Source organism: Bordetella sputigena, assembly GCF_965137885.1.
GTDB classification, from domain to species: Bacteria; Pseudomonadota; Gammaproteobacteria; order Burkholderiales; family Burkholderiaceae_B; genus Bordetella_C; species Bordetella_C sputigena.
Genome location: NZ_CBCSCA010000008.1, coordinates 136,133 through 156,677 on the forward strand (window position 1 = coordinate 136,133; position 20,545 = coordinate 156,677).

17 protein-coding genes are annotated in these 20,545 nt (G+C 66.8%); 10 read left to right on the forward strand and 7 right to left on the reverse strand.

The window, feature by feature from the left end; translation table 11 throughout:
* Positions 1-8: 8 nt before the first annotated feature.
* Entirely contained in the window at positions 9-818 is an 810-nt protein-coding gene (locus tag ACNA0R_RS16785; RefSeq protein ID WP_415827178.1) for an HpcH/HpaI aldolase family protein, read from the forward strand.
* A gap of 112 nt (positions 819-930) precedes the next feature.
* Positions 931-1,920 carry a Bug family tripartite tricarboxylate transporter substrate binding protein gene (locus ACNA0R_RS16790; protein ID WP_415827179.1) on the forward strand — a complete coding sequence of 330 codons (990 nt, stop codon included), beginning with the start codon at positions 931-933 and terminating at the stop codon, positions 1,918-1,920.
* Between the two features lie 267 nt (positions 1,921-2,187).
* Here the strand turns inward: ACNA0R_RS16790 and ACNA0R_RS16795 are convergent, their stop codons facing one another.
* The gene (locus ACNA0R_RS16795) at positions 2,188-2,535 is read right to left on the reverse strand and encodes a hypothetical protein (RefSeq protein ID WP_415827180.1); all 348 of its coding nucleotides are present in this window, start codon (positions 2,533-2,535) and stop codon (positions 2,188-2,190) included.
* A gap of 400 nt (positions 2,536-2,935) precedes the next feature.
* Here ACNA0R_RS16795 and oxlT point away from each other — a divergent pair, with 400 nt between their 5' ends.
* The 4 genes from oxlT to ACNA0R_RS16815 all read left to right on the forward strand — a co-directional run bounded on the left by oxlT (position 2,936) and on the right by ACNA0R_RS16815 (position 7,328).
* Positions 2,936-4,240: an oxalate/formate MFS antiporter gene (gene oxlT / locus ACNA0R_RS16800; RefSeq protein WP_415827181.1), complete on the forward strand. Its 1,305-nt coding sequence runs from the start codon at positions 2,936-2,938 to the stop codon at positions 4,238-4,240.
* A 32-nt stretch (positions 4,241-4,272) separates the two neighbouring features.
* Entirely contained in the window at positions 4,273-5,172 is a 900-nt protein-coding gene (locus tag ACNA0R_RS16805; RefSeq protein WP_415827182.1) for a dioxygenase family protein, read from the forward strand.
* 98 nt (positions 5,173-5,270) lie between these two features.
* Entirely contained in the window at positions 5,271-6,308 is a 1,038-nt protein-coding gene (locus ACNA0R_RS16810) for a uroporphyrinogen decarboxylase family protein (RefSeq protein WP_415827183.1), read from the forward strand.
* A 15-nt stretch (positions 6,309-6,323) separates the two neighbouring features.
* Complete coding sequence (locus ACNA0R_RS16815) at positions 6,324-7,328, forward strand: Bug family tripartite tricarboxylate transporter substrate binding protein (protein ID WP_415827184.1); 1,005 nt, start codon at positions 6,324-6,326, stop codon at positions 7,326-7,328.
* Positions 7,329-7,370: 42 nt separating this feature from the next.
* On the opposite strand, the gene ACNA0R_RS16820 is transcribed toward ACNA0R_RS16815, so the two are convergent.
* Positions 7,371-8,330: a LysR family transcriptional regulator gene (locus ACNA0R_RS16820; RefSeq protein ID WP_415827185.1), complete on the reverse strand. Its 960-nt coding sequence runs from the start codon at positions 8,328-8,330 to the stop codon at positions 7,371-7,373.
* 116 nt (positions 8,331-8,446) lie between these two features.
* Here ACNA0R_RS16820 and ACNA0R_RS16825 point away from each other — a divergent pair, with 116 nt between their 5' ends.
* A complete protein-coding gene (locus ACNA0R_RS16825; RefSeq protein WP_415827186.1) occupies positions 8,447-9,688 on the forward strand; it encodes an MFS transporter in 1,242 nt (413 codons plus the stop codon).
* A gap of 8 nt (positions 9,689-9,696) precedes the next feature.
* Here the strand turns inward: ACNA0R_RS16825 and ACNA0R_RS16830 are convergent, their stop codons facing one another.
* Positions 9,697-10,800, reverse strand: coding sequence for an NADH:flavin oxidoreductase/NADH oxidase (locus ACNA0R_RS16830; RefSeq protein WP_415827187.1), 1,104 nt, complete (start codon positions 10,798-10,800; stop codon positions 9,697-9,699).
* Between the two features lie 99 nt (positions 10,801-10,899).
* Between ACNA0R_RS16830 and ACNA0R_RS16835 the strand changes: the two genes are divergently transcribed.
* The gene (locus ACNA0R_RS16835) at positions 10,900-11,202 is read left to right on the forward strand and encodes an ArsR/SmtB family transcription factor (protein WP_415827188.1); all 303 of its coding nucleotides are present in this window, start codon (positions 10,900-10,902) and stop codon (positions 11,200-11,202) included.
* On the opposite strand, the gene ACNA0R_RS16840 is transcribed toward ACNA0R_RS16835, so the two are convergent.
* Entirely contained in the window at positions 11,186-12,886 is a 1,701-nt protein-coding gene (locus ACNA0R_RS16840; protein WP_415827189.1) for a VRR-NUC domain-containing protein, read from the reverse strand. The two genes, ACNA0R_RS16835 and ACNA0R_RS16840, sit on opposite strands and share 17 nt — an antisense overlap.
* Before the next feature lie 53 nt (positions 12,887-12,939).
* Positions 12,940-14,097, reverse strand: a complete 1,158-nt coding sequence (locus ACNA0R_RS16845; protein ID WP_415827190.1) for a zinc-binding metallopeptidase family protein — start codon at positions 14,095-14,097, stop codon at positions 12,940-12,942.
* Positions 14,098-14,265: 168 nt separating this feature from the next.
* Here ACNA0R_RS16845 and ACNA0R_RS16850 point away from each other — a divergent pair, with 168 nt between their 5' ends.
* Complete coding sequence (locus ACNA0R_RS16850) at positions 14,266-15,792, forward strand: ATPase domain-containing protein (RefSeq protein ID WP_415827191.1); 1,527 nt, start codon at positions 14,266-14,268, stop codon at positions 15,790-15,792.
* A complete protein-coding gene (locus ACNA0R_RS16855; RefSeq protein ID WP_415827192.1) occupies positions 15,779-17,467 on the forward strand; it encodes an ATP-binding protein in 1,689 nt (562 codons plus the stop codon). Before ACNA0R_RS16850 ends, ACNA0R_RS16855 begins: the two co-directional genes overlap by 14 nt.
* A 19-nt stretch (positions 17,468-17,486) precedes the next feature.
* Here ACNA0R_RS16855 and ACNA0R_RS16860 read toward each other — a convergent pair whose 3' ends face one another.
* Complete coding sequence (locus tag ACNA0R_RS16860; RefSeq protein ID WP_415827193.1) at positions 17,487-19,349, reverse strand: alpha/beta fold hydrolase; 1,863 nt, start codon at positions 19,347-19,349, stop codon at positions 17,487-17,489.
* Positions 19,350-19,491: 142 nt separating this feature from the next.
* A complete protein-coding gene (locus tag ACNA0R_RS16865) occupies positions 19,492-20,358 on the reverse strand; it encodes a DODA-type extradiol aromatic ring-opening family dioxygenase (RefSeq protein WP_415827194.1) in 867 nt (288 codons plus the stop codon).
* Positions 20,359-20,545 lie beyond the last annotated feature (187 nt).

A 20,545-nucleotide genomic window follows, 5' to 3' on the forward strand; every position in this document is an offset into this window, starting at 1 on the left:
GAAACTTCATGACCGCCACATCGGATCTGCTCGTCAACCCCTTCCGTCAACGCCTGGCCGCGCCGGGTATTCCGCTGGGCACGTGGCTGATGTCCGGCGCCACCAGCACCGCCGAGGCCATGGGCAGGGCCGGGTTCGATTGGCTGCTGCTGGACCTCGAACATGTGCCGGTGGATGACGCCATCGCCCTGTACACGCTGCAGGCGATCGCCGGCACGCCCGCCTGCCCTGTCGTGCGGCTGCCGGCCAACGATGCGGTGCGCGTGAAGCGCGCCCTGGACATGGGCGCGGGGACCTTGATGTTCCCCTTCATCGACACGCCGGAACAGGCGGCGCTGGCCGTGGCCCATTCGAAATACCCGCCCCAGGGCATACGAGGCTTCGCGGCCGTGCACCGCGCCAGCGGCTATGGCACGGCGGCGGATTACGGCGCGCGCGCCAACGACTCGGTGTTCACCATCATTCAGCTTGAAACCCGCAAGGCCGTTGACAACCTGGAAGCCATTGCCGCCGTCCCGGGCGTCGACGCCCTGTTCCTGGGCCCCGGCGACCTGTCGGCCAGCATGGGCCACATCGGCAACATCGCGCATCCGGAGGTCGTCGCGGTCATCGAGGACGTCGCCCGCCGCAGCCAGGCGGCCGGCATACCCTGCGGCATCGTCGGCCCCACGCCTGAATCGGTCAGCCAGTTCCTGGCGCTGGGCTACCGCTTCGTGGCGGTCGCCTCGGACATGGGGATGATGATGCGCCAGGCGACCGCGTTCGTGAAAGCCATCCGGCCGAACCTGGCCCAGTCGTTCAACAGCACCGTGTATTGATTCGAAGCCCGCGGCGCGCCGCGGGTCGCGCCGGCCACGCGCGCAGTGCGGCCGGCGGCCGCGACGCGGTGATGGCGTCTATTTGCCGATAACCGACAACGGAGACAACGTAATGCCCCAGCTTGACCACTTCCCCAATACGCCCTTGAGCGGTTTCCTGCGCCGCGCCGGCGCATGCCTGTTCGCCGTGGCGGCCCTGACCGGCACCGCGCGGGCGCAGGACGGCTATCCCGCCCGGCCTATCACCATGATCGTGCCCTTCGGCCCTGGCGGCACCTCCGACATCATGGCGCGCATCCTGCAGAAGTCGCTGACGGATGTCCTGGGCAAGGGCGTAGTCGTGGAAAACCGCGCGGGCGCCGGCGGCGCGATAGGAATGTCCGAACTGGCCCGCGCGCCGCATGACGGCTATACCATCGGGCTGAGCGTCGTAGGACCGGAAGCGATCCAGCCGGCGATACGCAATACCGGCTACACGCCCGCGAGTTTCGATCATCTGTGCGGGACCTACGATGTGCCCCTGATGATGATGGTGAAACCGGACTCGCCCTGGCATACGCTGCAGGATGTCATCGACGCGGCCCGGAAACAGCCGGGCAAGCTGAACTTCGGGTCGTCCGGAACGGGCACGGTATTGCATCTGTCCATGCAGGGCCTGATGGACGCGGCGGGCGCCACGGCGCTGCATGTCCCCTACAAGAGTTCCGGTGAGATGGTGACGGGCCTGATGGGCGGGCAGATCGACATCTTCGCCGAAACGCCCACGGTATCGCGCCAGTACAAGCTGCGCCCCATCGCGCTGTTCAGCGAGCAGCGCCTGCCCGGCTATCCCGACGTCCCCACCGTCAGGGAACAGGGCTATCCCATCGCGTTTTCCGTCTGGGGCGGGCTGATCGCGCCCAAGGGCTTGCCCGCCGACGTGCGGGGCAAGCTGGAAGCGGCCTGCGACAAGGCGGTACATACCCAGGCCTATCAGGACGCCGCCGCGAAACTGGACACGCCGCTGGTCTACAAGGACGGCAGGGTTTTCGGCGAATCAGTGCAAGGCGAATACGGCCGCTATGGCGTCATCGTCAGGAAGATCGGCTTGGACAAGCAGTAGAGCTTGCGTCATTTCTTCTTTGCTTGATCGCGATGCCACTTGATCGCGAAAAACATGCCGGTGCCGAATACGAGAACCTTGAATGTGATGAAGACTATCGGGACCCAATCCATATAACGTCCAGTAAACCCATCGCTGAATGCAGCGGCGATTCTAACCCGCCACGCGGCACGGCCGTGCCGGCCCGACCGGACCGGCACGGTCCCACGCCGGCCAGCCCGGCTCGGCGGCGCCGGTTTTCGCTTGGGCGTCCGCGTAAGCGGGGGGCTATCTCGCGGGAGCCGGCGATGGCGATGGCGCGGGCGCCATCTCGAGCTTGTCCGCATACTTCAGCAGGATTTCGCCCATGGCCTTCATCATTTCCCCATGCATCTGCATGGCGATTTTTTCGTTGCCGGGAGGCAGCGCGGCCATGCCCATCGCCGCCATGGGGCAGCCCTGCATGCCTGGGCCGCCCATGAACTGACGGCCCATCGGACCCTCGCCCATCATGGGATGCCGCCAGCCCATGCCCGGCGGGCCCGGGGGCGTATTCGTATCGGCCACCGCACTTGGGCCTGCTGCCGCCATGGCGGCGGCGAGCAATGACATTGCGACCAGACGCTTGGTATGCATGATTCGCTCCTCAAGGTGTTGCGCGCGCGTGACGCGGTGGCGCGCGCCGGCGCCCGGGACGGACGCCCTTGCATCGTACGTATGAGCGCGGGCCTATCCAAGCCCCTTTTGGTTGAAGGGGACGTAGCCACCGGGGGCAGCCTCCTCGCGCGGCGCCTGATATGCGGCCGGATGCCGTGGCCGATCACGCCATGGCCATCCTGCCGGCCGCCGTCCGGCGCAGCTGGTTCCTGAATGCCGGTGGGCTGAGCCCAAGGGATCCGGCCATCGATCGACGGCATCACTGATCACTGACGAAATTCATCATTTCTGTCATCCAGGGACAGCGTTTAGTCTTCGCTCGGACAGCAACCCGACAAGAAATGAGAAGCCCATCAGGCTTCCATGCTGGAGACAAACCATGTCCGCGCCCAACCCTTCCACGTCCTCCCTGGACGCGCCGTCGCTCAGGCGCAGCGAAAGCACGCCCTGGCTGCAGCTGGCCCTGGGCATGATCGCGATGCTGGCGATTTCCAGTCCGCAATACGTATGGGCGCTGTTCGTCCAGCCCATGCAGGCCTCGCTGGGCGTATCGCTATCCGCGCTGCAGGTGACTTTCGCGCTGTTCAGTATCTTCCAGTGCGGGATCGGCCCGGTCCATGGCGAACTCGCCGCCCGCGTTTCCTCGCGCACCTTCGTCATCATGGGCGGATTGCTGGTCGGCCTCAGCTGGGTGAGCTCGGCCTACGTTACCTCGCTGCCGGTGCTGTACGTCACCTATGGGGTGCTGTCCGGGATAGGCACGGGCTGGGTCTACGTCGCCGTGGTCGAACTGATGGTGCAATGGTTTCCCCGGCGCCGCGGCTTTGCCGTGGGCATGGTGGCGGGCTGCTACGGCCTGGGCGCCATCGTCACGACCTTTCCCATCGCGGCCAGCCTGCGCGACAGCGGCCTGAAGGACACGCTGGTCATGTTCGGCATCGCGCTGGCGGCGATCATCATCCTGTCGGCGCTGGGCATGAAGCGCGTCGATGCCTCCGCGCGGCAGCGGCATCCGGAACTGGTGCCGCCGGCCGCCGGTCCGATGGGCTATACGCCGGCCCAGATGCTGCGCACCCCGCTGTTCTGGCTGATGTTCGCCATCATGGCCATGGTCGCGACCGGCGGCTTGATGGCGATTTCGCAATTGGGCGCCCTGGCGGCACATTTCGGCATCACGTCCAACACCCTGGTGCTGGGCATGGCCGCGCTGCCGCTGGCCCTGACGCTGGATCGCGCCGCCAATGGCCTGACCCGGCCTTTCTTCGGCTGGGTATCGGACAGGATAGGCCGCGAACCCACCATGCTGCTGGCTTTCCTGCTGGAAGCCGTAGCCATATTCCTGTTGTTGAAGCTGGGCACCAATCCGGTCGCCTTCGTCGTCCTGTCGGCGGTGGTGTTCTTCGGCTGGGGCGAGATCTATTCCCTGTTTCCATCGCTGCAGGCCGACGTGTTCGGCACGCGCCACGCGGCCCGCAACTTCGGCTATCTGCTGATCGCGACCGCGGTGGGGTCGGTGCTGGGCGGGCCGATCGCCGCCCTGCTTTTCGAAAAAACCCGCTCGTGGGACATTGTTTTCTACTGCATCATCGTGCTCGACGTGGCGGCCGCCCTATTGTCCATTCTGGTCCTCAAGCCGATGCGCGTGCGCTGGGTCGCCGCCGCGCGGCACGCCGGCCATCTCTGAACCCCGATCAAGAAACAGAATACGGAGGCTCCATGCAACAGTCCGACCCGCTGCAACTTACGCGGACCGTCCTCGAACGGATCGCCAAGGCGCCTGATCCGCGTTACCGCCTGCTGATGACGACGCTGGTCACCAAGCTGCACGAGTTCATCCGCGAGGTCGACCTGACGCCGGAGGAATGGATGGCGGCCATCGAGTTCCTGACCGCCACCGGTCAAACCTGTACCGACAAGCGCCAGGAGTTCATCCTGCTGTCGGATACGCTGGGGGCCTCCATGCAGGTGGTCATGCTGGCGCAGGCCAGAGCGTCGGCGCAGGAGCGCGACGGGGCCGAGGCCACGCCCGCCACCGAGGCGACGGTCCAAGGCCCGTACTACTGGGAAGGCGCGCCGGATCGCGAACTGGGCAGCAATATCGCGGAGGGCGTGCGCGGCGAGCCCACCTACTACCACGGGCGTGTCACCGACACGGCCGGCAAACCCATGGCCGGCGTGCTACTGGACGTCTGGTCCGGCGACGGCGAAGGCGTCTACGACATGCAGATCGAAGGCCAGGACCAGATGCTGGCGCGCGCCCGCCTGCGCACGGACGCGGAAGGCCGCTATTCCTTCTGGTCCATCCGCCCCAGCTACTACCCCATACCCATGGACGGCCCGGTCGGCAGGATGGTGTCGGGCTTCGGCCAGCATCCGAACCGGCCCGGCCATATCCACTTCAAGGTATCGGCGCCCGGCCACGTGGCCATCACCACGCATATCTTCGTCGCGAACAGCCCGTATATCGAATCCGACGTGGTGTACGGCGTGCGCGACAGCCTGATCGTCGAGTTCCAGCCGCACCCGCCGGGCCGCGCGCCGGACGGCCGCGAGATGGACACGCAGTATTGGACGGCGGAATACGACTTCCGGCTGGCCCCCGCGCGCACTTCCTGAAATCGGCTCAAGTTATCGGCAAACCGATTTCAAGTTGTATCGCATATAAATCGGGGTTCGCGTTTTCTTCACAATCCCGCCTTACTCCCGGAGTTTCCATGTCCCTCCTGCTTCCCACCACGCTGGTCGGCTCGTATGCCCAGCCCGATTGGCTGATCGACCGCAAACGCCTCGGCGATCGCTTCCCGCCGCGGGTCCGCGCCAAGGAACTGTGGCGCGTCGCGCCGGAATGGCTGGAGCAGGCGCAGGACGACGCCACCGTACTGGCCATCCGCGACCAGGAAGAAGCCGGCCTGGACATCATCACCGACGGCGAAATGCGGCGCGAGAGCTACTCCAACCGCTTCGCCACCGCGCTGGAAGGCGTGGACATCGACAACCCGGGCACGGCGCTCGACCGCAGCGGCCATCCCAACCCGGTGCCGCGCGTGGTCGGCAAGATCCGTCGCAAGCACGCCGTGCAGGTGCGCGACGTGGAATTCCTGCGCGCCCACACGGACCGCCAGATCAAGATCACCGTGCCTGGCCCCTTCACCATGGCGCAGCAGGCCCAGAACGATTTCTATGGCTCCGAGGTGGAGATGGCCATGGACTACGCGGAGGCCGTGAACGCGGAAATCCGCGACCTCTTCGCCGCCGGCGCGGACGTCGTGCAGATCGACGAACCCTACATGCAGGCCCGCCCCGAAAAGGCGCGCGAATTCGGCGTTCAGGTGCTGAACCGCGCCCTGGAAGGCATCGAGGGCAAGACCGCGGTGCACATCTGCTTCGGCTATGCGGCGGTCATCCATGCGCGCCCGGCCGGCTACTCCTTCCTGCCCGAGCTGTGCGGCTGCTCGGCCCACCAGATTTCCATCGAAACCGCGCAGTCCAACCTGGATTGCTCGGTGCTGGAAACGCTGCCGGACAAACAGATCATGCTAGGCGTGCTGGACCTGTCGACGAATGAGGTGGAGACGCCGGAGATCGTCGCCGCCCGCATCCGCCGCGCCTTCCCGCACGTGCCGCCCGAGCGCATCATCGTCGCGCCCGACTGCGGATTGAAGTACCTGCCGCGCGAAGTCGCCTTCGGCAAGATGAAGGCCATGGCCGACGGCGCCAGGATCGTCCGCGAAGAACTCGCGCGCGGCAACTGACCAGGGCACGCTCACATGTTCCGTATACGCTCGATGTTCCGCGCGCGCTCGTGCGCATCGCTGGCCGCCGCCTTCGCATTGACCGCGGCGGCGCCGGCGGCGCACGCCCAAGGCCCGGCGAACGACTTCCCCAACCATCCGATCACCATCATCGTGCCGGTGCCGCCCGGCGGCATCGTCGACCTGGCCGCGCGCCTGACCACGGAGCAGCTGGGCACGGCGCTGGGCCAGCCCGTCGTCGTCGACAACCGGGCCGGCGCCAGCGGCAACATCGCCTATGCGCTGGTCGCCGCTGCCCGTCCCGACGGCTACACCTTGCTGGCCTCGTACTCCATGTACCACGCCGGCAATCCTTCGATGTTCAATGGCCTGCGCTGGAACACCGGGTCCTTCAAGCCCGTGGGCATGGTGGCCGTGTCCCCGCACGTCGTCACGGTGCATCCCTCGCTGCCCGTGCATAACCTGAAGGAGCTGGTGGCCTACGCCAAGGCGCATCCGGGCGAGATCAACTACGCATCGCAGGGCAGCGGCTCGGTGCCGCACGTGGGCACCGAGCTGTTCAAGCAGATGACGGGCACCGACATGATCCACGTCCCGTACAAGGGCTCCGGCCCCGCCATCCAGGACGTGCTGTCGGGCCGCGTGCAGCTGTTCATCACCACCCCGCCCTCCGTGATCGGCCATATCCAGAACGGCCGCCTGCGCGCCATCGCCATCGCCGGCGCGGCGCGTCATCCCATGCTGCCCGACGTCCCGACCGCCGCGGAAGAAGGCTTCCCCGGCTTCGAGCTGGATGCCTGGGTGGCGCTGTTCGCCCCGGCCGGCACGCCCGACGCGGTGATCGAAAAGATCAGCGCGGCATTGGGCAAGGGCCTGCGGGAGCCGTCGGTCATCAAGACGGCCGAGGAAGCCGGCGTGCGGGTGAATTACCAGGATCCGCAACAGCTGGGAGAAACCGTGGCCAAGGACACCGCGCACTGGTCGCAGGTGATCAAGTCGGCGAACATCACGGTGAACTGAGCGGGTTGCTCCTCTCGGGCAATGGCCGCTCGCGCCCTTCGCCTACTGCCGCCCGGCCTCCAGCGATAGTCCCAGCTCCTCGCGCATCGTATCTATGAATGCGCGCAGCCTGCGCGGTTGCAGCCGGCTGGCGGGATAGACGAGGGACAGCGGCAGCGCGCTGGCCTGCCATTGCGGCGCCAGTTGCCGCAGGCGGCCCGCGCGCAAGTCGTCTTCGAATATCCAGGTCGACGCCGCGCAGATGCCCAGGCCCAGCAGCGCGGCGGTGCGCAGGGCGTACAGGCTGTCCGTCGCCATGCGCGCCTGGAAAGGCACCCGTATGGTCTCGCCGGTGGCCGTGTGGCTCAGCGCGATCTCGTCGCGGTAGAACGTACGCAAGGCCAGCCAGGGCAGCCGGGCAAGTTCGCCCGGGTGTTCCGGCACGGCGCCGTCCGCCAGGAGGGCCGGCGCGGCGACGACGATGCGAGGCACGTCCCCCAGCCTGATCGCGACCACCGACTCGTCGGCGACCTCGCCCACGCGTATGGCGCAATCCACGCCATCGGCCACGAAATCCGGCATGTGGTCATTCAGCAGCCATTCCACCCGCATGCCGGGATAGCGCTCCATGTAGGTGGCCAGGGGCGGCACGAAGCGCTGCTGCCCGAAGGCATGGGGGACGACCACCCGCAGGGTGCCGACGGGCTGTTGGCCGGCGCCGCGGACTTCGCTGTCGAAGGCCTGCCAGGACGCGATCAATTCCTCGGCGCGGTCATAGCAGCGGCGGCCGTCTTCGGTAAGCTGCATGCCGTGGGTGGACCGCTGGATCAGGCGGACGCCCACGGCGCGCTCCAGCGCCTGCAGCCTGCGGCTGACGGTGGGCTGGGTGGCGCCGAGCTGCTCGGCGGCGGCGCTGAGACTGCCGGCATTTACGATGCGGACAAACGTATCGATCAAGGTCAGCCGGTCGGCGCCGCCTTTGTCTGGCAGGGTCTCCGACCCGCGGCTCAACGGTGTGGTCATGACGGTAGGGAGGTGTGGTTATGCGTATCACGTATAACCGAAGTGCGGGCCCGCCGTCTACCACGGGTTCTTCCCAGGCGCCACAATGCCGTACCGCACCATTTCTGGACTACATCATGACCGCCATTCATTCCGCGCATGAACACGAGCCGGGCGCCCGGCCATTATCGGGAGCGCTGCTGCTACTGCTCGCCATTGCCGCCGGCTTGAGCGTCGCATCGCTCTACTATGTCCAGCCCATGCTGGGCGTCCTGGCCCCGGCGATCGGCGCCAGCGACCGGACCGTCGGCTGGCTGCCGACCTTGACGCAACTGGGTTATGCCGCCGGCATCCTGTTCCTGGCGCCGCTGGGCGACCGCTACGACCGCAAGAAAATCATCCTGGTCAAGGCGGTGATCCTCAGCCTGGCATTGCTGTCCAGCGGCGTCGCGCCGTCGATCGCCGCGCTGCTGGGCGCCAGCTTCATCATCGGGCTCTCGGCCACCATGGCGCAGGACATCGTCCCCGCCGCCGCCCACCTGGCGCAACCCCATCAGCGCGGCAAGACCGTCGGCACGGTGATGACCGGCTTGCTCCTGGGCATTCTGATGTCGCGCGTGGTAAGCGGCATCGTCGCCGAGCATTTCGGCTGGCGCGCGATGTTCTACGCGGCGTCCGGCGCCGTGCTGCTGCTCGGCCTGATCTTATGGCGAGGCCTGCCGGCGTTCGCGCCGACGACCGAGCTGCCCTACGCGGCGCTGCTGCGTTCCGTCGGCCAGCTCTGGCTCAGGCACCCCACGCTGCGCCTGGCCACCTTGTCACAGGGCCTGCTGTCGCTGGCGTTCAGCGCGTTCTGGTCCACGCTGGCGATCATGCTGCATGGGCAACCCTTCAATATGGGACCCGGCGTGGCCGGCGCGTTCGGGATCGCCGGGGCGGTCGGGGCCCTGGCCGCCCCCGTGGCGGGCCGCATGGCGGATCGTCGCGGTCCGGCCGTGGTCAGCCGCGTCGGCGCCGGACTGACCACCCTGTCCTTCGCGGCGATGGCCCTGATGCCGACGCTGCCGCCCAGCGGCGCACTGTGGCTGCTGGGCGCCAGCACCGTGGGTTTCGACCTGGGCATACAGATCGCCTTGATTTCGCACCAGACCATCGTCTACGGCATCGATCAGGCCGCGCGCAGCCGGCTCAACGCCGTGCTGATGGTGGGCGTATTCGTCGGCATGGCCCTGGGCGGCGCGCTGGCGAGCGTCGCGCTGGCGAATTTCGGCTGGCTCGGAGTCACCATCGTGGCGACGACGGCCGCGCTGCTGGCCTTGCTGCTCAGGCTGCGCGCGGGCCGGGCCGCGCGTCCCGCCGTGCGCGGCGCGGCGGCCTGAGCCGGATGTCAGCCCTGCTGCACGGCGTAGCGTTCCAGCCAATGCGCGTACGGCGCCGGCAGCGTCCACGACGGCCGATCGATACCCAGCTTGCGGGCGGCATAGTAAGGCCAATGCGGATTGGCCAGATGCGCCCGCCCGACCATCACGAGATCGAGCTGGCCGTTCCTGACCGCGCCGTCCGCCAATGCCGGCGTGTCGATGCCCCAGGCCGAGGACACCGGCAGATCCGCTTCGCGGCGTACGCGCTCGGCGTACGGCAGCAGCAGACCGGGCGCCCACGGGATCCGCGCGGCGGGGGTCGAAAAGCCCATCGTCACGCTCAACATATCCAGGCCTTCGCGCTTGAAGTTGCGCACCAGTTCGATGGATTCCGCCAGGGTTTCCTCATCGCGGCCATCGAACTCGATGACGCCGAAGCGGGCGGTCAGGGGCAGGTTCTCCGGCCACACCTTGCGAACCGCCGCCAGCGTTTCGAGCAGGAAGCGGCTGCGGTTTTCCAGGCTGCCGCCGTATTGGTCATCGCGCTGATTGGAATGCGGCGAAAAGAAGCTTTGCCCCAGGTAGCCATGCGCGAAATGCAGCTCCAGCCATTCGAAGCCGGCGTCGCGCGCGCGCCTGGCGGCGGCCACGAAGTCCTGGCGCACCCGGGCGATATCGTCCAGCGTCATTGCGCGAGGGACCTTGGGCAGGCCTTCGCCAAACGGGATGGCCGATGGCGCAATGGTCTGCCAGCCGCGCGGATCGCCTTCGGCGATATGGTCGTCGCCTTCCCAGGGCCGGTTGGCGCTGGCCTTGCGGCCGGCATGGGCGATCTGGATGCCCGGCACCGCGCCGGCGGCCTTGATCGCCGCGGCCACGGGCGCGAAGGCCTGGGCCTGCGCGTCGTTCCAGATGCCCGTGCATCCCGGCGTGATGCGGCCTTCCGGCGATACCGCCGTGGCTTCCACGATAACCAGACCGGCGCCGCCACGGGCCATGCCGGCCAGGTGCACACGGTGCCAGTCGTTGATCAGGCCGTCTTCGGCGCTGTACTGGCACATCGGCGGGACGGCGATGCGGTTGCGCAGGGATACGTCTTTGAGCTTGAAAGGGGTAAATAGCGAGGACATCTGTCGGATTCCGTTGGAGAGTGCGGGCGTTCTGGGCGATCTATAGTACCTTAGTTCGAAAATTATCGTACTATCGAATAAACATTACAATCGGCCCCCATGCGCGCGTACACCCACCCTGCCCCAGAGGACTTTGTCCTGGAGCGTATCTTCCATGCCTTGAGCGATCCGGTGCGGCTGGAGATCGTCCAGCACCTTTCGCGCGTGGACGAGGCCACCTGCGGCGAGCTCGACGGCGGCCGCCCGAAATCCAGCATGTCCCATCACTTCCGGATCCTGCGCGAGGCGGGACTGGTGCGCACCAGCGTGGCGGGCAAGGTGCATCAGAACAGCTTGCGGCGGGCGGAGCTGGACGGCCGTTTTCCGGGGCTCGTGGACGCGATACTCAGGCAGATGGGGTGATCGCGGCGGCCTGTCCGGCGCCCATCCACTTGACGCGGCACACCCGCACCGGCACGCCGTGCGCGGCGTTATAGGCCATCCAGCGCCGCTGATTGTCCTGCAGCCTGTCGCCCGGCCCTTTGACCTCGATGAGCTCGTATTCGGCCCGGGCCGGCACGAAACGGATCAGATCCGGCAGCCCGGAGCTGTTGGCGCCGACGTCCTGCAGGATCCGGTGGAACCACAGTTTCAGATGCGCGGCCGGAATGCACCGCAGCGCCAGGTCCAGCACGTCACGATCCAGCGCGCCCCAGAACACGAACGGCGACTGGATTCCCGCCTTGGCGTCGAAGTTCGCCAGGATGGCGTCCTTGTAGCTGCCGTCGTCCAGGCGGCCGAGCCGCGCCGCGAATGCCGTGGCGCGCCTAGCGTGGAAATCCGGCGCATGCAGGTCCGCGGGGCCGCGTTGGAATGGATGGAAGAACGCGCCCGGCAAGGGCTCGAAAACCGCATCCCAGCACAGCAATCCAAATAGCGCGTTGATCAGTGTGTTTTCCACGTAGAACACCGGCGCATCCGGCGTTGCCAGATGGTCCCGCACCACGTATTCGACCGGGCGCGGCGACGCCGGCGCGGGCAGTGTCAAGGTGTCGACCGCGATGGCGGGCCGGCCGCGCGCCTCGTCCTTCGACAGCCCCAGGCGGCGCTGCTGGCGCGTGATGAGGCGCCCCAGGGCCTGCGTTTCGGTTTCGTTGCGCGGCATGCGCGTCGCGTCCAGAGCGAACGCCAGTGCCGCCGCGTGGAGCCCTTGCTGCTCCAGCACGCGCGCAAGGCGATGACGCGCCTCGGGATGGTCGCAGCCGTCATAAGCGCGATGGGCTTCGTGCCAGCGTGCCTCGCGTTCCAGCTGACGGCCGATCAGGAAACGCAGCTTGGCGTGTCGATGCCGCAGCCATGGCGAGTCGAAGGACTTCTGCAATACCGCATCGAGCAGCGCGGCCGCGGGACTCGTGCCCTCTTCCAATTCCTGCCTCGCGCCATGCAGCCAGAGATAGGCATCGACATCTTCGCGCGTATGAAAAGCACGGGCGGAATCGGGAAACGGCACCCGCTCGTACTGCACGATGCCCAGGTCCGCCACGATGAACTCCGACCACTCCTGGCGCAGATTGCCGAAGAACATCAGGCGCAGGCGTTCGATCAGCGGCGCCACCAGGATGCGCAGCGCGAAGTCGCCGCTGTTATCCCACGCCGTCCAGACACGCGGAGTCGCGGCATTGAGCCGCAGCCACTCCACGATCCGCGGCTTGGTCAGGCCCTTGGCCGGCACATCGGGGGGCAATAGCCGTTGCAGCTCGCCTCGCCGCAGCAGCCTGGCGGCTTCATCCAGGTCGAGCACCGGTTCGGCGTCCACCCATCCCTCGGCCACCAGATGGCGCGACGCCGCCACCGGACAGCCGATCTCGTCGTAGCGCAGCGTGCCGCCGCGAAACAGCGGCCCCCTGCGCATCAGCATGCGCGCCATCAGCGCCCGGGCGGAACGCGGCATGGCGGCGAATGCGGCGATGAATGCCCGTTCCTCGGCCCCCAGCACGTCGTCGTAGCGGGCGCCTATCCACGCCAGCGCGAACTGGAAATTGCGCAGGTAGTAGAACCGCGGATCGGCGGAATCGGGGGCGAGCCCGGGGCTGGGTGCTGCGGACATGGGCGTGCAATGCTGGATATACGCACAGTATAGCCAGCCGCCGTCGCGAAGCCTTATGCCTGGCGCCCCGGCCCGGCCCCGGCCGGCTCGAAGATCACGCAGTGGATGAAGTGCAGCTTCGCCACCGCCGCCCGCGGCAGCACGAAGGGGTAGAAGTCCCGCAAACCCATCGCGCGCGACATCTCGTTCATGACCCAGGTGATGCCTATCCAACGCCTCAGCATATCCAGGAAGGCCTCCGCATTCGGCGCATCCCGCCACCAAAGATCTTCCTTGCGAAAGCCCGTCACATCCTCGCCCGACGTCGCGGATGCGATGTCGTAGCTCTCGGCGGTATCCAGCGTGTCGCGCAAATGCAGGTAGTGGGCCCAGGTCTCCGCCCAATCCTCGAACGGATGGATGCTGGCGTACGCGCTGACGTAGTGCTGCGGCCAATCATATGGCGGTCCGTTCTCATAGTTGGCCTTGAGCGCGGCGGCGTAATCCTGGCGCTCGTCGCCGAACAGCGCGCGGCATGGCGCTTCCCAGGCCGTGCCCTGGATCAGGCGTTCCCAATAGTAGTGTCCGACCTCGTGGCGGAAGTGACCCAGCAGGGTGCGGTACGGTTCGCGCATCTGGATGCGCACGCGCTCGCGCACCGCGTCGTCCGCCTCTTCCAGATTGATGGTGATGATGCCGTTGACATGCCCGGTCAGGACGCGCGGCTGGCCCGGCACGCTGGTCAGGAAGTCGAACGCCAGCCCCCTCGCGGGATCCTCGGAAACCCTGGATGCCACCGGCAGGCCCAGCCCTATCAGCTGCGACACCAGCCGGCGCTTGGCCGCTTCCATGCTCTGCCACAACGGCCGGTTGTTCGGCAGCGAAAGATCGGGGATGGTGCGATTGAGCCGGCATGCCCGGCAGAGATTGCGATATCCGCCCTGCTCCGGCTCGACCATCCAGTTGCAGGCGGCCGCCGAGGCGAAATTCTCGCAGCGGCGATAGACCACGCCCGCGCCATCCGCCTCCTGCATGATCCGCCACGTGTCCGCGTCCCTGCCCGGCCGCAAAGGAAAAAGGCGCAGCCGCGACGGCACATAGCCCAGCGGCCTGCCGCATGCCAGGCACTGGCTATTCCTGAAGAAAATCCGGTGGCCGCAGGCGCAGTGAAAGCCGCGCGGCGTGACCAGGCCTTCATCCGCGGGCACGGGATCCAAAGGACGATCATTCACTTGTCGAAACATCCATCCTGCGGGTTTGCGCTGGCTGCGACTATGGGAACGCCCCGACGCCAAGTCAATCGTCGTTGCCAATTAACACGTCATGCTAGAGCGTGATTCTGGTTCAAATACCCTTTTGCGGTACGCTGGATCAACCCCGTCAACGCGCAAAGGAACGCCATGGGCGAGAAAGTCGATAGTGTCGCACCGCACAGCGAGAACCAGGGCCGCATTTCCACCGGCAGCGCCGGCCTCGACGATATCCTTGCCGGGGGGCTGGACCGCGACCGCATGTATCTTTACGAAGGCAATCCCGGTACGGGCAAAACCACGATCGCCATGCAATTCCTGCTGGAAGGCGTGCGCCAAGGCGAGCGCGTGCTCTACATTGCGCTATCGGAAACCCGGCAGGAGATCGCCCTGGTCTCGCAGCGCCATGGCTGGTCGCTGGACGGTATCGATATCTTCGAACTGGTCCCGCCGGACAGTCCGCTGGACCCGGAACGCGAACTGACCGTGCTCCATCCCGCGGAAGTCGAGCTGAATGAAACCACCAAGCTGATCGTCGATCAGGTGGAGGCGGTCAACCCGGCGCGCGTGGTGGTGGACAGCCTGTCCGAACTGCGCATGCTGGCCCAGACCCCGCTGCGCTATCGCAGGCAGGTGCTGGCGCTGAAGCACTTCTTCGCCAGCCGGCAGTGCACGGTGATCCTGCTGGATGATCTGTCGTCGGACTCCATAGACTTGCAACTGCATTCGATTTCGCATGGCGTGCTGTCGCTGGAGCAATTGGCCATCGACTATGGCGCGCAACGGCGCCGGCTGCGCGTCGTCAAGATGCGCGGCATCGACTTCCGCGGCGGCTATCACGACTTCACCATCAAGAAAGGTGGACTGGCGATCTACCCGCGACTGGTGGCGGCGGAACATCACGCGCAGTTTCCCGACGGCAAGACATCCAGCGGCAATGCGCAATTGGACGAATTGCTGGGCGGCGGCCTGGAGCGCGGCACCAATGCGCTGCTGGTGGGGTCGGCGGGCATCGGCAAGTCGTCGGTGGCGCTGTCGTACGCGATCGCCGCGACACAGCGCGGCGAACATGCCGTCGTCTTCGCCTTTGATGAAGGCCGGGGCACGCTGGAAGCACGGGCCAAGGGCCTGGGCATGGGCATCGAAAGCGCGCTCGAAAGCGGCTTGTTGCGCATCCAGCAGATCGACCCGGCCGAACTATCGCCCGGGGAATTCGCCGCCGTCGTGCGCGACAGCGTCGACGTGGAAGGCGCGCGCGTGGTCGTGATCGACAGCCTGAATGGTTATTTGAACGCGATGCCGGACGGGCGCTTCCTGATCCTGCAGATGCATGAATTGCTGACCTTCCTGGCGCAGCAAGGGGTCACCACCATACTCGTGCTGGCCCAGCATGGACTGATGGGCGTCACCGACACGCCGCTGGATATCAGCTATCTGAGCGACTGCGTGCTGATGCTGCGGTATTTCGAGCATGCGGGCACCGTACGCCGCGCCATATCGGTGGTGAAAAAGCGCGCGGGCCGCCATGAGCACACAATACGGGAATTCCGCCTGGCCGAGGGCGGCGTCCACGTGGGCCCGCCGCTGACCGAATTCAGCGGGATCTTCGCGGGGACCCCGCACTACGAAGGCGCGAACCTTCCTCCCATGCTGAGCGATCGCGATGGAGCTGATTGAGGAGCACGAGGCGCGGGTGGTCGTCTACGCCCCCATCGGCCGGGACGGCCCCGCCGCCGCCGCGGTGCTGCACCGGTCCGGACTCGATGTCGAAATCTGCGCCAGCATGGAGAAGGTGCTGGCCAGCGTGGTGCAGGGCGTGTCGGCCGTATGCGTCACCGAGGAAGCCTTGTTCGGTGCCCACCTCGAAGCCATGGCCGGCTGGGTGGACCGGCAGCCTCCATGGTCGGACCTGCCCTTCGTGGTCCTGACCAGCCACGTGCAGCAGTCCGCGGTGGCGGCATGGCGCAAGAAGATGGTGGCCGCCTTGCGCAACGTGTCGCTGCTGGAGCGTCCTGTCCAGAGCATTACGCTGACCAGTGCCGTGCATGCCGCGGTGCGCGCCCGCATGCGCCAGTACGAAACGCGTGCCCTGCTGCACGCGCGCGAGCAGGCGGCCGCCGTGCTGGAAGAAATGGTGCGCGCCCGCACCATGGAGCTGGAGGCCGCCAACGCGCAATTGCGGCAGCAGATAAAGGAACGCGCGCAGGTCGAGGAGACGTTGCGCCACGCGCAGAAGATGGAAGCGCTGGGACAGCTGACAGGTGGCGTGGCGCACGACTTCAATAACCTCTTGATGGTGATTTCCGGTGGCTTGCAGATGTTCGATCGGCAGACGGATCCGGACCGCCGCGCGCGCCTGTTGCAGGCGATGCAGCAGGCCGTCGAACGGGGGTCGGGCCTGACGCGGCAGCTGCTGGCGTTCTCGCGCCGGCAACCTTTGCAGGCCGAACCGGTGGACCTGGCACAGCAGATCGATGGCATGCGGGAAATGCTGGACCGCAGCCTGAGAGGCGATATCAAGGTGGTCCTGCGGCTGCCCGAGACCCTGTGGGCGGTGGAGGTCGACCCGGGCGAACTCGAACTGGTCGTGCTGAACCTGGCGGTGAACGCTCGCGATGCCATGCCTGCCGGCGGCGTGATCGAGATCCGCGCGGAGAATGTCGCGGACGTCGACGATGGCGTCCTGAAAGGCGATTTCGTGAGCCTGTCCATCGTCGATACGGGCACCGGCATGACCGAAGAAGTGAAGGCACGGGTGTTCGAGCCCTTCTTCACGACCAAGGACGTCGGCAAGGGTTCCGGCCTTGGGTTGGCGCAGGCCTATGGCTTTGCTCGCCAGTCCGGCGGCAGCGTGCAAATCTTCACCGAACTCGGCAAAGGAACGACAGTCCGGCTCATGCTGCCCCGATGCGTGAAACCGCTGCGCGCCGCCGTACGGCCTTCCGGCGATTCGATCGCCGCGGCCGCGTCGTGCGCGCACGTACTGGTGGTCGAGGACGACGACGAAGTCGCGGCGCTGGTAAGCGAAATGATGGCGCAGCTGGGCTTTGAAGCGACGCGGGTCGCCAGCCCCGCCGCTGCCCTGGGCGCGCTGGCGGATGGACGCCACATAGACGTGGTGTTCTCCGACATCATGATGCCGGGCGGCATGAGCGGCCTGGAGCTCGTGCGCGAAATACGCGCCCGCCGCTTCGCCCTTCCCATCGTGCTGACCACGGGCTTCATGGGGCAGGAAGCGCGCGCGGCGGAAAGCGACGGCATACCGCTGCTGCCCAAGCCATATCGGCTGGAAGACCTGGGCAGCGTCATGCGCGCGGCGCTGGGCGGGCGCGATGCCGCATCCATGGCATAGCCGCTATTCCCCGCGGAACTCAGCGGGGGGGCGGCAGCGATCGCTCCCACTTGACGATCGCGTCCACGACCGCGCCAGGGTTCTCCGGTATCAGTGCGTGGCCAGCGCCAGGGATGACGACCATCGTGACGCGGTCGCCGAATTCGTCCTTGACTTCGTTGCGCGTGGCCGCGGGCTTGAAGGGGTCGTCGCCGGCCTGCAGGTCCAGCATCGGCGCCTTGCCGCCTGACCACCAGTCCGACTGCTTCGTCGCCTTGCCGGCCAGGCGTTCGCTTTCATTGACCTGGGGATACCATCCACCCAGCCACACACTGGCGTCGTGGCCCGGGGCGAAGAAGGCGAACCGCAGGGACTTCAGGCGTTCGGCATCGGGCAGCGACAGATCGCCGCCGCGGTCGACGTGTTCGCTCAGGCCGGGGGGATACTGCTTCGCCGCGGCGGCGACGATGACGACGCCGCGCACCAGGTCCGGATGATCGACGCTGGTGGTGCGCGCGACCCAGTTGCCGAAGGCGTGGCCCACGATCACCACCGGCTCTTTGGCCTGATCCTTGATGACGGCCGCAATATCGTTGCCGAGGTCGTGCAGCGTGATGTTGTTCATCGGGCCGGTGCTCTGGCCGATACCGCGCGGCTGCGGGCGCAGCACGCGATAGCCGTCGTGCGCAAGGCGACGGGCCACTTCATCGAAGTCTTCCGCGCCGCGGCCGCGTGAGGGCAGCAGGACCAGCGGTCGGCCGGCGCCCTCCTCGATCACGTCGATGCGGACGTCAGGGCCCGCCTGGACCAGGACGTGATGGCGCCCGCGCTCCGTGCTCGCCGCCCGCGCCGCGCGCCCCGCCCGTTCCACGTAGCGATCGATCCACGCCAGGAGCAGATCCGCGACCTGCAGATTGTTCCTGTCCTGCATCATCATGTGCGAGTTGCCGTGTATGCCCATGGCCGGCAGGCTCATGAACTCGCCTGTGCCGCCGGCTGCCTTGAATGCCGCGATGAAATCCTGGCAGGCCTTGAAACGCGGCGCCCAACGGCTGGATTCCTGCACGTGATCGCCGAAGACCACCAGGATCGGGATGCCGACCAGCGGCTTGGCGTCATCGACCTTCGGGCACTCGCCGGGTTCCACGGCGACGATGCCCGCCACGCCTTCCCTGTTCAGGGCGGCCGTCTGGAAGGGGTAGATGCCGGATTGCGAATGGCTCATCAGCACCGTGCCTTGCAGCTTGATCGCCAGCTTGGACAGGTCGGCGACGGTGGGATTGGGCGTGGGCAGCGCGGTCAGCCAATCCGGCACCATCTGCTGCCACAGTCCGGCCTGCGCCTGTACGGGAAACTGCGTGTCCGGATAGGCCTCGGGGTACTTGGGACCGAAGCGGAAGATGGTCCAGGCCGCTTCGTGCCCGGCCGCGAAGACCGCCGGCAAGCTGTCCGGCGCGGCCTTGCCCAGGTGCACGGCATTGATGCTGGAGATGTCCGTCGCCGAACGGCCGCGGCCTGCCTGATCGATGGTGTAGGTGGCGTAGCCCTTCCGGACGAAGTACTGGTTCCAGCCCATCCGGCCGTCCGGCGTGGTTTCCCAGGTCTTGCCGGTCAGGCAGCAGCCGTGGATCAGCGTGATCGAATAGGGCCTGGCATGCTCGGGAATCTGGTACTGCACATACATCTGGTCGACCGTCACGGTGCCGTGCGGGTCGTACTTCTCCGTCAGCGACAAGGTGTCCGAGGCCTGCTCGCGGCCACCGACGAAGAAGCTGCCTTCGTCTTCCAGGACCAGGGGGGACTTTCCGGCGTGGGGGGCGTCGCCCGGCGCGGCGACGGCGGAAAAGGCGGAAACGATGCACAGGCCGGCGAACAGCCGGACCAAGGATCGACGCAGGGACATTTTGACTACTCCACGAAATCCGTTATGTAGGGGAACGCGCTGGATGGCTTCTGTCGGCCCTTGTGGTCGCGAAAAGTCCCCGCGGACGGATTTCGCCCGGAGAAGTTAATGGTTCCGGCGGTTTGCCGCAAGCAGAGGGTCTTTACGCCGCGGCGGCCAGGAGGTCGCTACGGCTGGGCGTACGGTCCGCGCCGAACCGGTAGCTGGATGCGGCGATCGCGCCCATGAAGGCCTCGCTGTAGATGCGCGTCGCCGGATCGTCGCCCGCCGCCCCGACGACCACCATCAGTGGAATCAGGTGGTCCTCGCGCGGGTGTGCCTCGCGTGCGCTGGGTGCGCGCTGCCACTGCGTCAATGCGTCGCGCCGGGCTTGTGGCGAGGCATCCAGCAGCACGCGGCGCAGCCAGCCGTCGAATGCGGCCGATGGCGCGGCGGCCCCCGGCCCCCAGTTGCGCAGGTTGTGATAGCTCAGCCCGCTGCCCAGGATCAACACGCCTTCGTCGCGCAATGGCGCGAGCGCCTGGCCCACGGCAATATGCCGCGCCGGATCCAGGTCCGTCATCAGCGACAGCTGCACCACCGGCACGTCGGCCTGCGGATACATCGGGGCCAGCATGCTGAAGGTGCCGTGATCGAAGCCCCTTTCCGGGTCGCCACGGACGGGCCAGCCGCCGTCGCGAAGCAGCTGTTGCACACGCTCGGCCAATGCCGGCGAACCCGGCGCCGGGTAGCTGATGTGATACAGGTAGTCCGGAAAGCCGTAGTAGTCGTAGATCATGCCCGGCCGCGGCGACGAGGATACCGTCAATACCGGCTCCTCCCAGTGCCCCGAAACAACCAGGACCGCCTTGGGCGGCGCGGGCAACTGCGCGGGAATATCCCGCAGGGACTGCTCCAGCAGCGCGAAGCGTTCCCGCATCTTGCCCTGCATATAAGGCCACGGCCCGCCGCCATGCGACAGGAAATAAACCGGCATGCGGGTGGTTGGGGGTGCGGCGTCGGTGATCATGGTCGGGTACCAGGACAGTGGGATATCGGGTGTTCACACGTGGGCGAACCGGTGCATTGTCGAACCGGTGCATTGTGTAACGGCCCGGCCTCGCCGTGCAAGCCATAAGCCGGCGTGTATAGCCTCATAGAACGCACTGGCCTGGCGCCCCGGGCCCGCGCTTCCTACCATCCCTCCATCCTTTGAA

Excerpts from the sequence above, each read along its gene's own strand:
- ACNA0R_RS16860 (WP_415827193.1), bottom strand. The coding sequence starts at position 19,349 with ATGTCCCTGCGTCGATCCTTGGTCCGGCTGTTCGCCGGCCTGTGCATC.
- ACNA0R_RS16790 (WP_415827179.1), top strand. The coding sequence starts at position 931 with ATGCCCCAGCTTGACCACTTCCCCAATACGCCCTTGAGCGGTTTCCTG.
- ACNA0R_RS16785 (WP_415827178.1), top strand. The coding sequence starts at position 9 with ATGACCGCCACATCGGATCTGCTCGTCAACCCCTTCCGTCAACGCCTG.
- ACNA0R_RS16850 (WP_415827191.1), top strand. The coding sequence starts at position 14,266 with ATGGGCGAGAAAGTCGATAGTGTCGCACCGCACAGCGAGAACCAGGGC.
- ACNA0R_RS16835 (WP_415827188.1), top strand. The coding sequence starts at position 10,900 with ATGCGCGCGTACACCCACCCTGCCCCAGAGGACTTTGTCCTGGAGCGT.
- ACNA0R_RS16865 (WP_415827194.1), bottom strand. The coding sequence starts at position 20,358 with ATGATCACCGACGCCGCACCCCCAACCACCCGCATGCCGGTTTATTTC.
- oxlT (WP_415827181.1), top strand. The coding sequence starts at position 2,936 with ATGTCCGCGCCCAACCCTTCCACGTCCTCCCTGGACGCGCCGTCGCTC.
- ACNA0R_RS16840 (WP_415827189.1), bottom strand. The coding sequence starts at position 12,886 with ATGTCCGCAGCACCCAGCCCCGGGCTCGCCCCCGATTCCGCCGATCCG.
- ACNA0R_RS16825 (WP_415827186.1), top strand. The coding sequence starts at position 8,447 with ATGACCGCCATTCATTCCGCGCATGAACACGAGCCGGGCGCCCGGCCA.
- ACNA0R_RS16795 (WP_415827180.1), bottom strand. The coding sequence starts at position 2,535 with ATGCATACCAAGCGTCTGGTCGCAATGTCATTGCTCGCCGCCGCCATG.
- ACNA0R_RS16815 (WP_415827184.1), top strand. The coding sequence starts at position 6,324 with ATGTTCCGTATACGCTCGATGTTCCGCGCGCGCTCGTGCGCATCGCTG.
- ACNA0R_RS16855 (WP_415827192.1), top strand. The coding sequence starts at position 15,779 with ATGGAGCTGATTGAGGAGCACGAGGCGCGGGTGGTCGTCTACGCCCCC.
- ACNA0R_RS16820 (WP_415827185.1), bottom strand. The coding sequence starts at position 8,330 with ATGACCACACCGTTGAGCCGCGGGTCGGAGACCCTGCCAGACAAAGGC.
- ACNA0R_RS16830 (WP_415827187.1), bottom strand. The coding sequence starts at position 10,800 with ATGTCCTCGCTATTTACCCCTTTCAAGCTCAAAGACGTATCCCTGCGC.
- ACNA0R_RS16805 (WP_415827182.1), top strand. The coding sequence starts at position 4,273 with ATGCAACAGTCCGACCCGCTGCAACTTACGCGGACCGTCCTCGAACGG.
- ACNA0R_RS16810 (WP_415827183.1), top strand. The coding sequence starts at position 5,271 with ATGTCCCTCCTGCTTCCCACCACGCTGGTCGGCTCGTATGCCCAGCCC.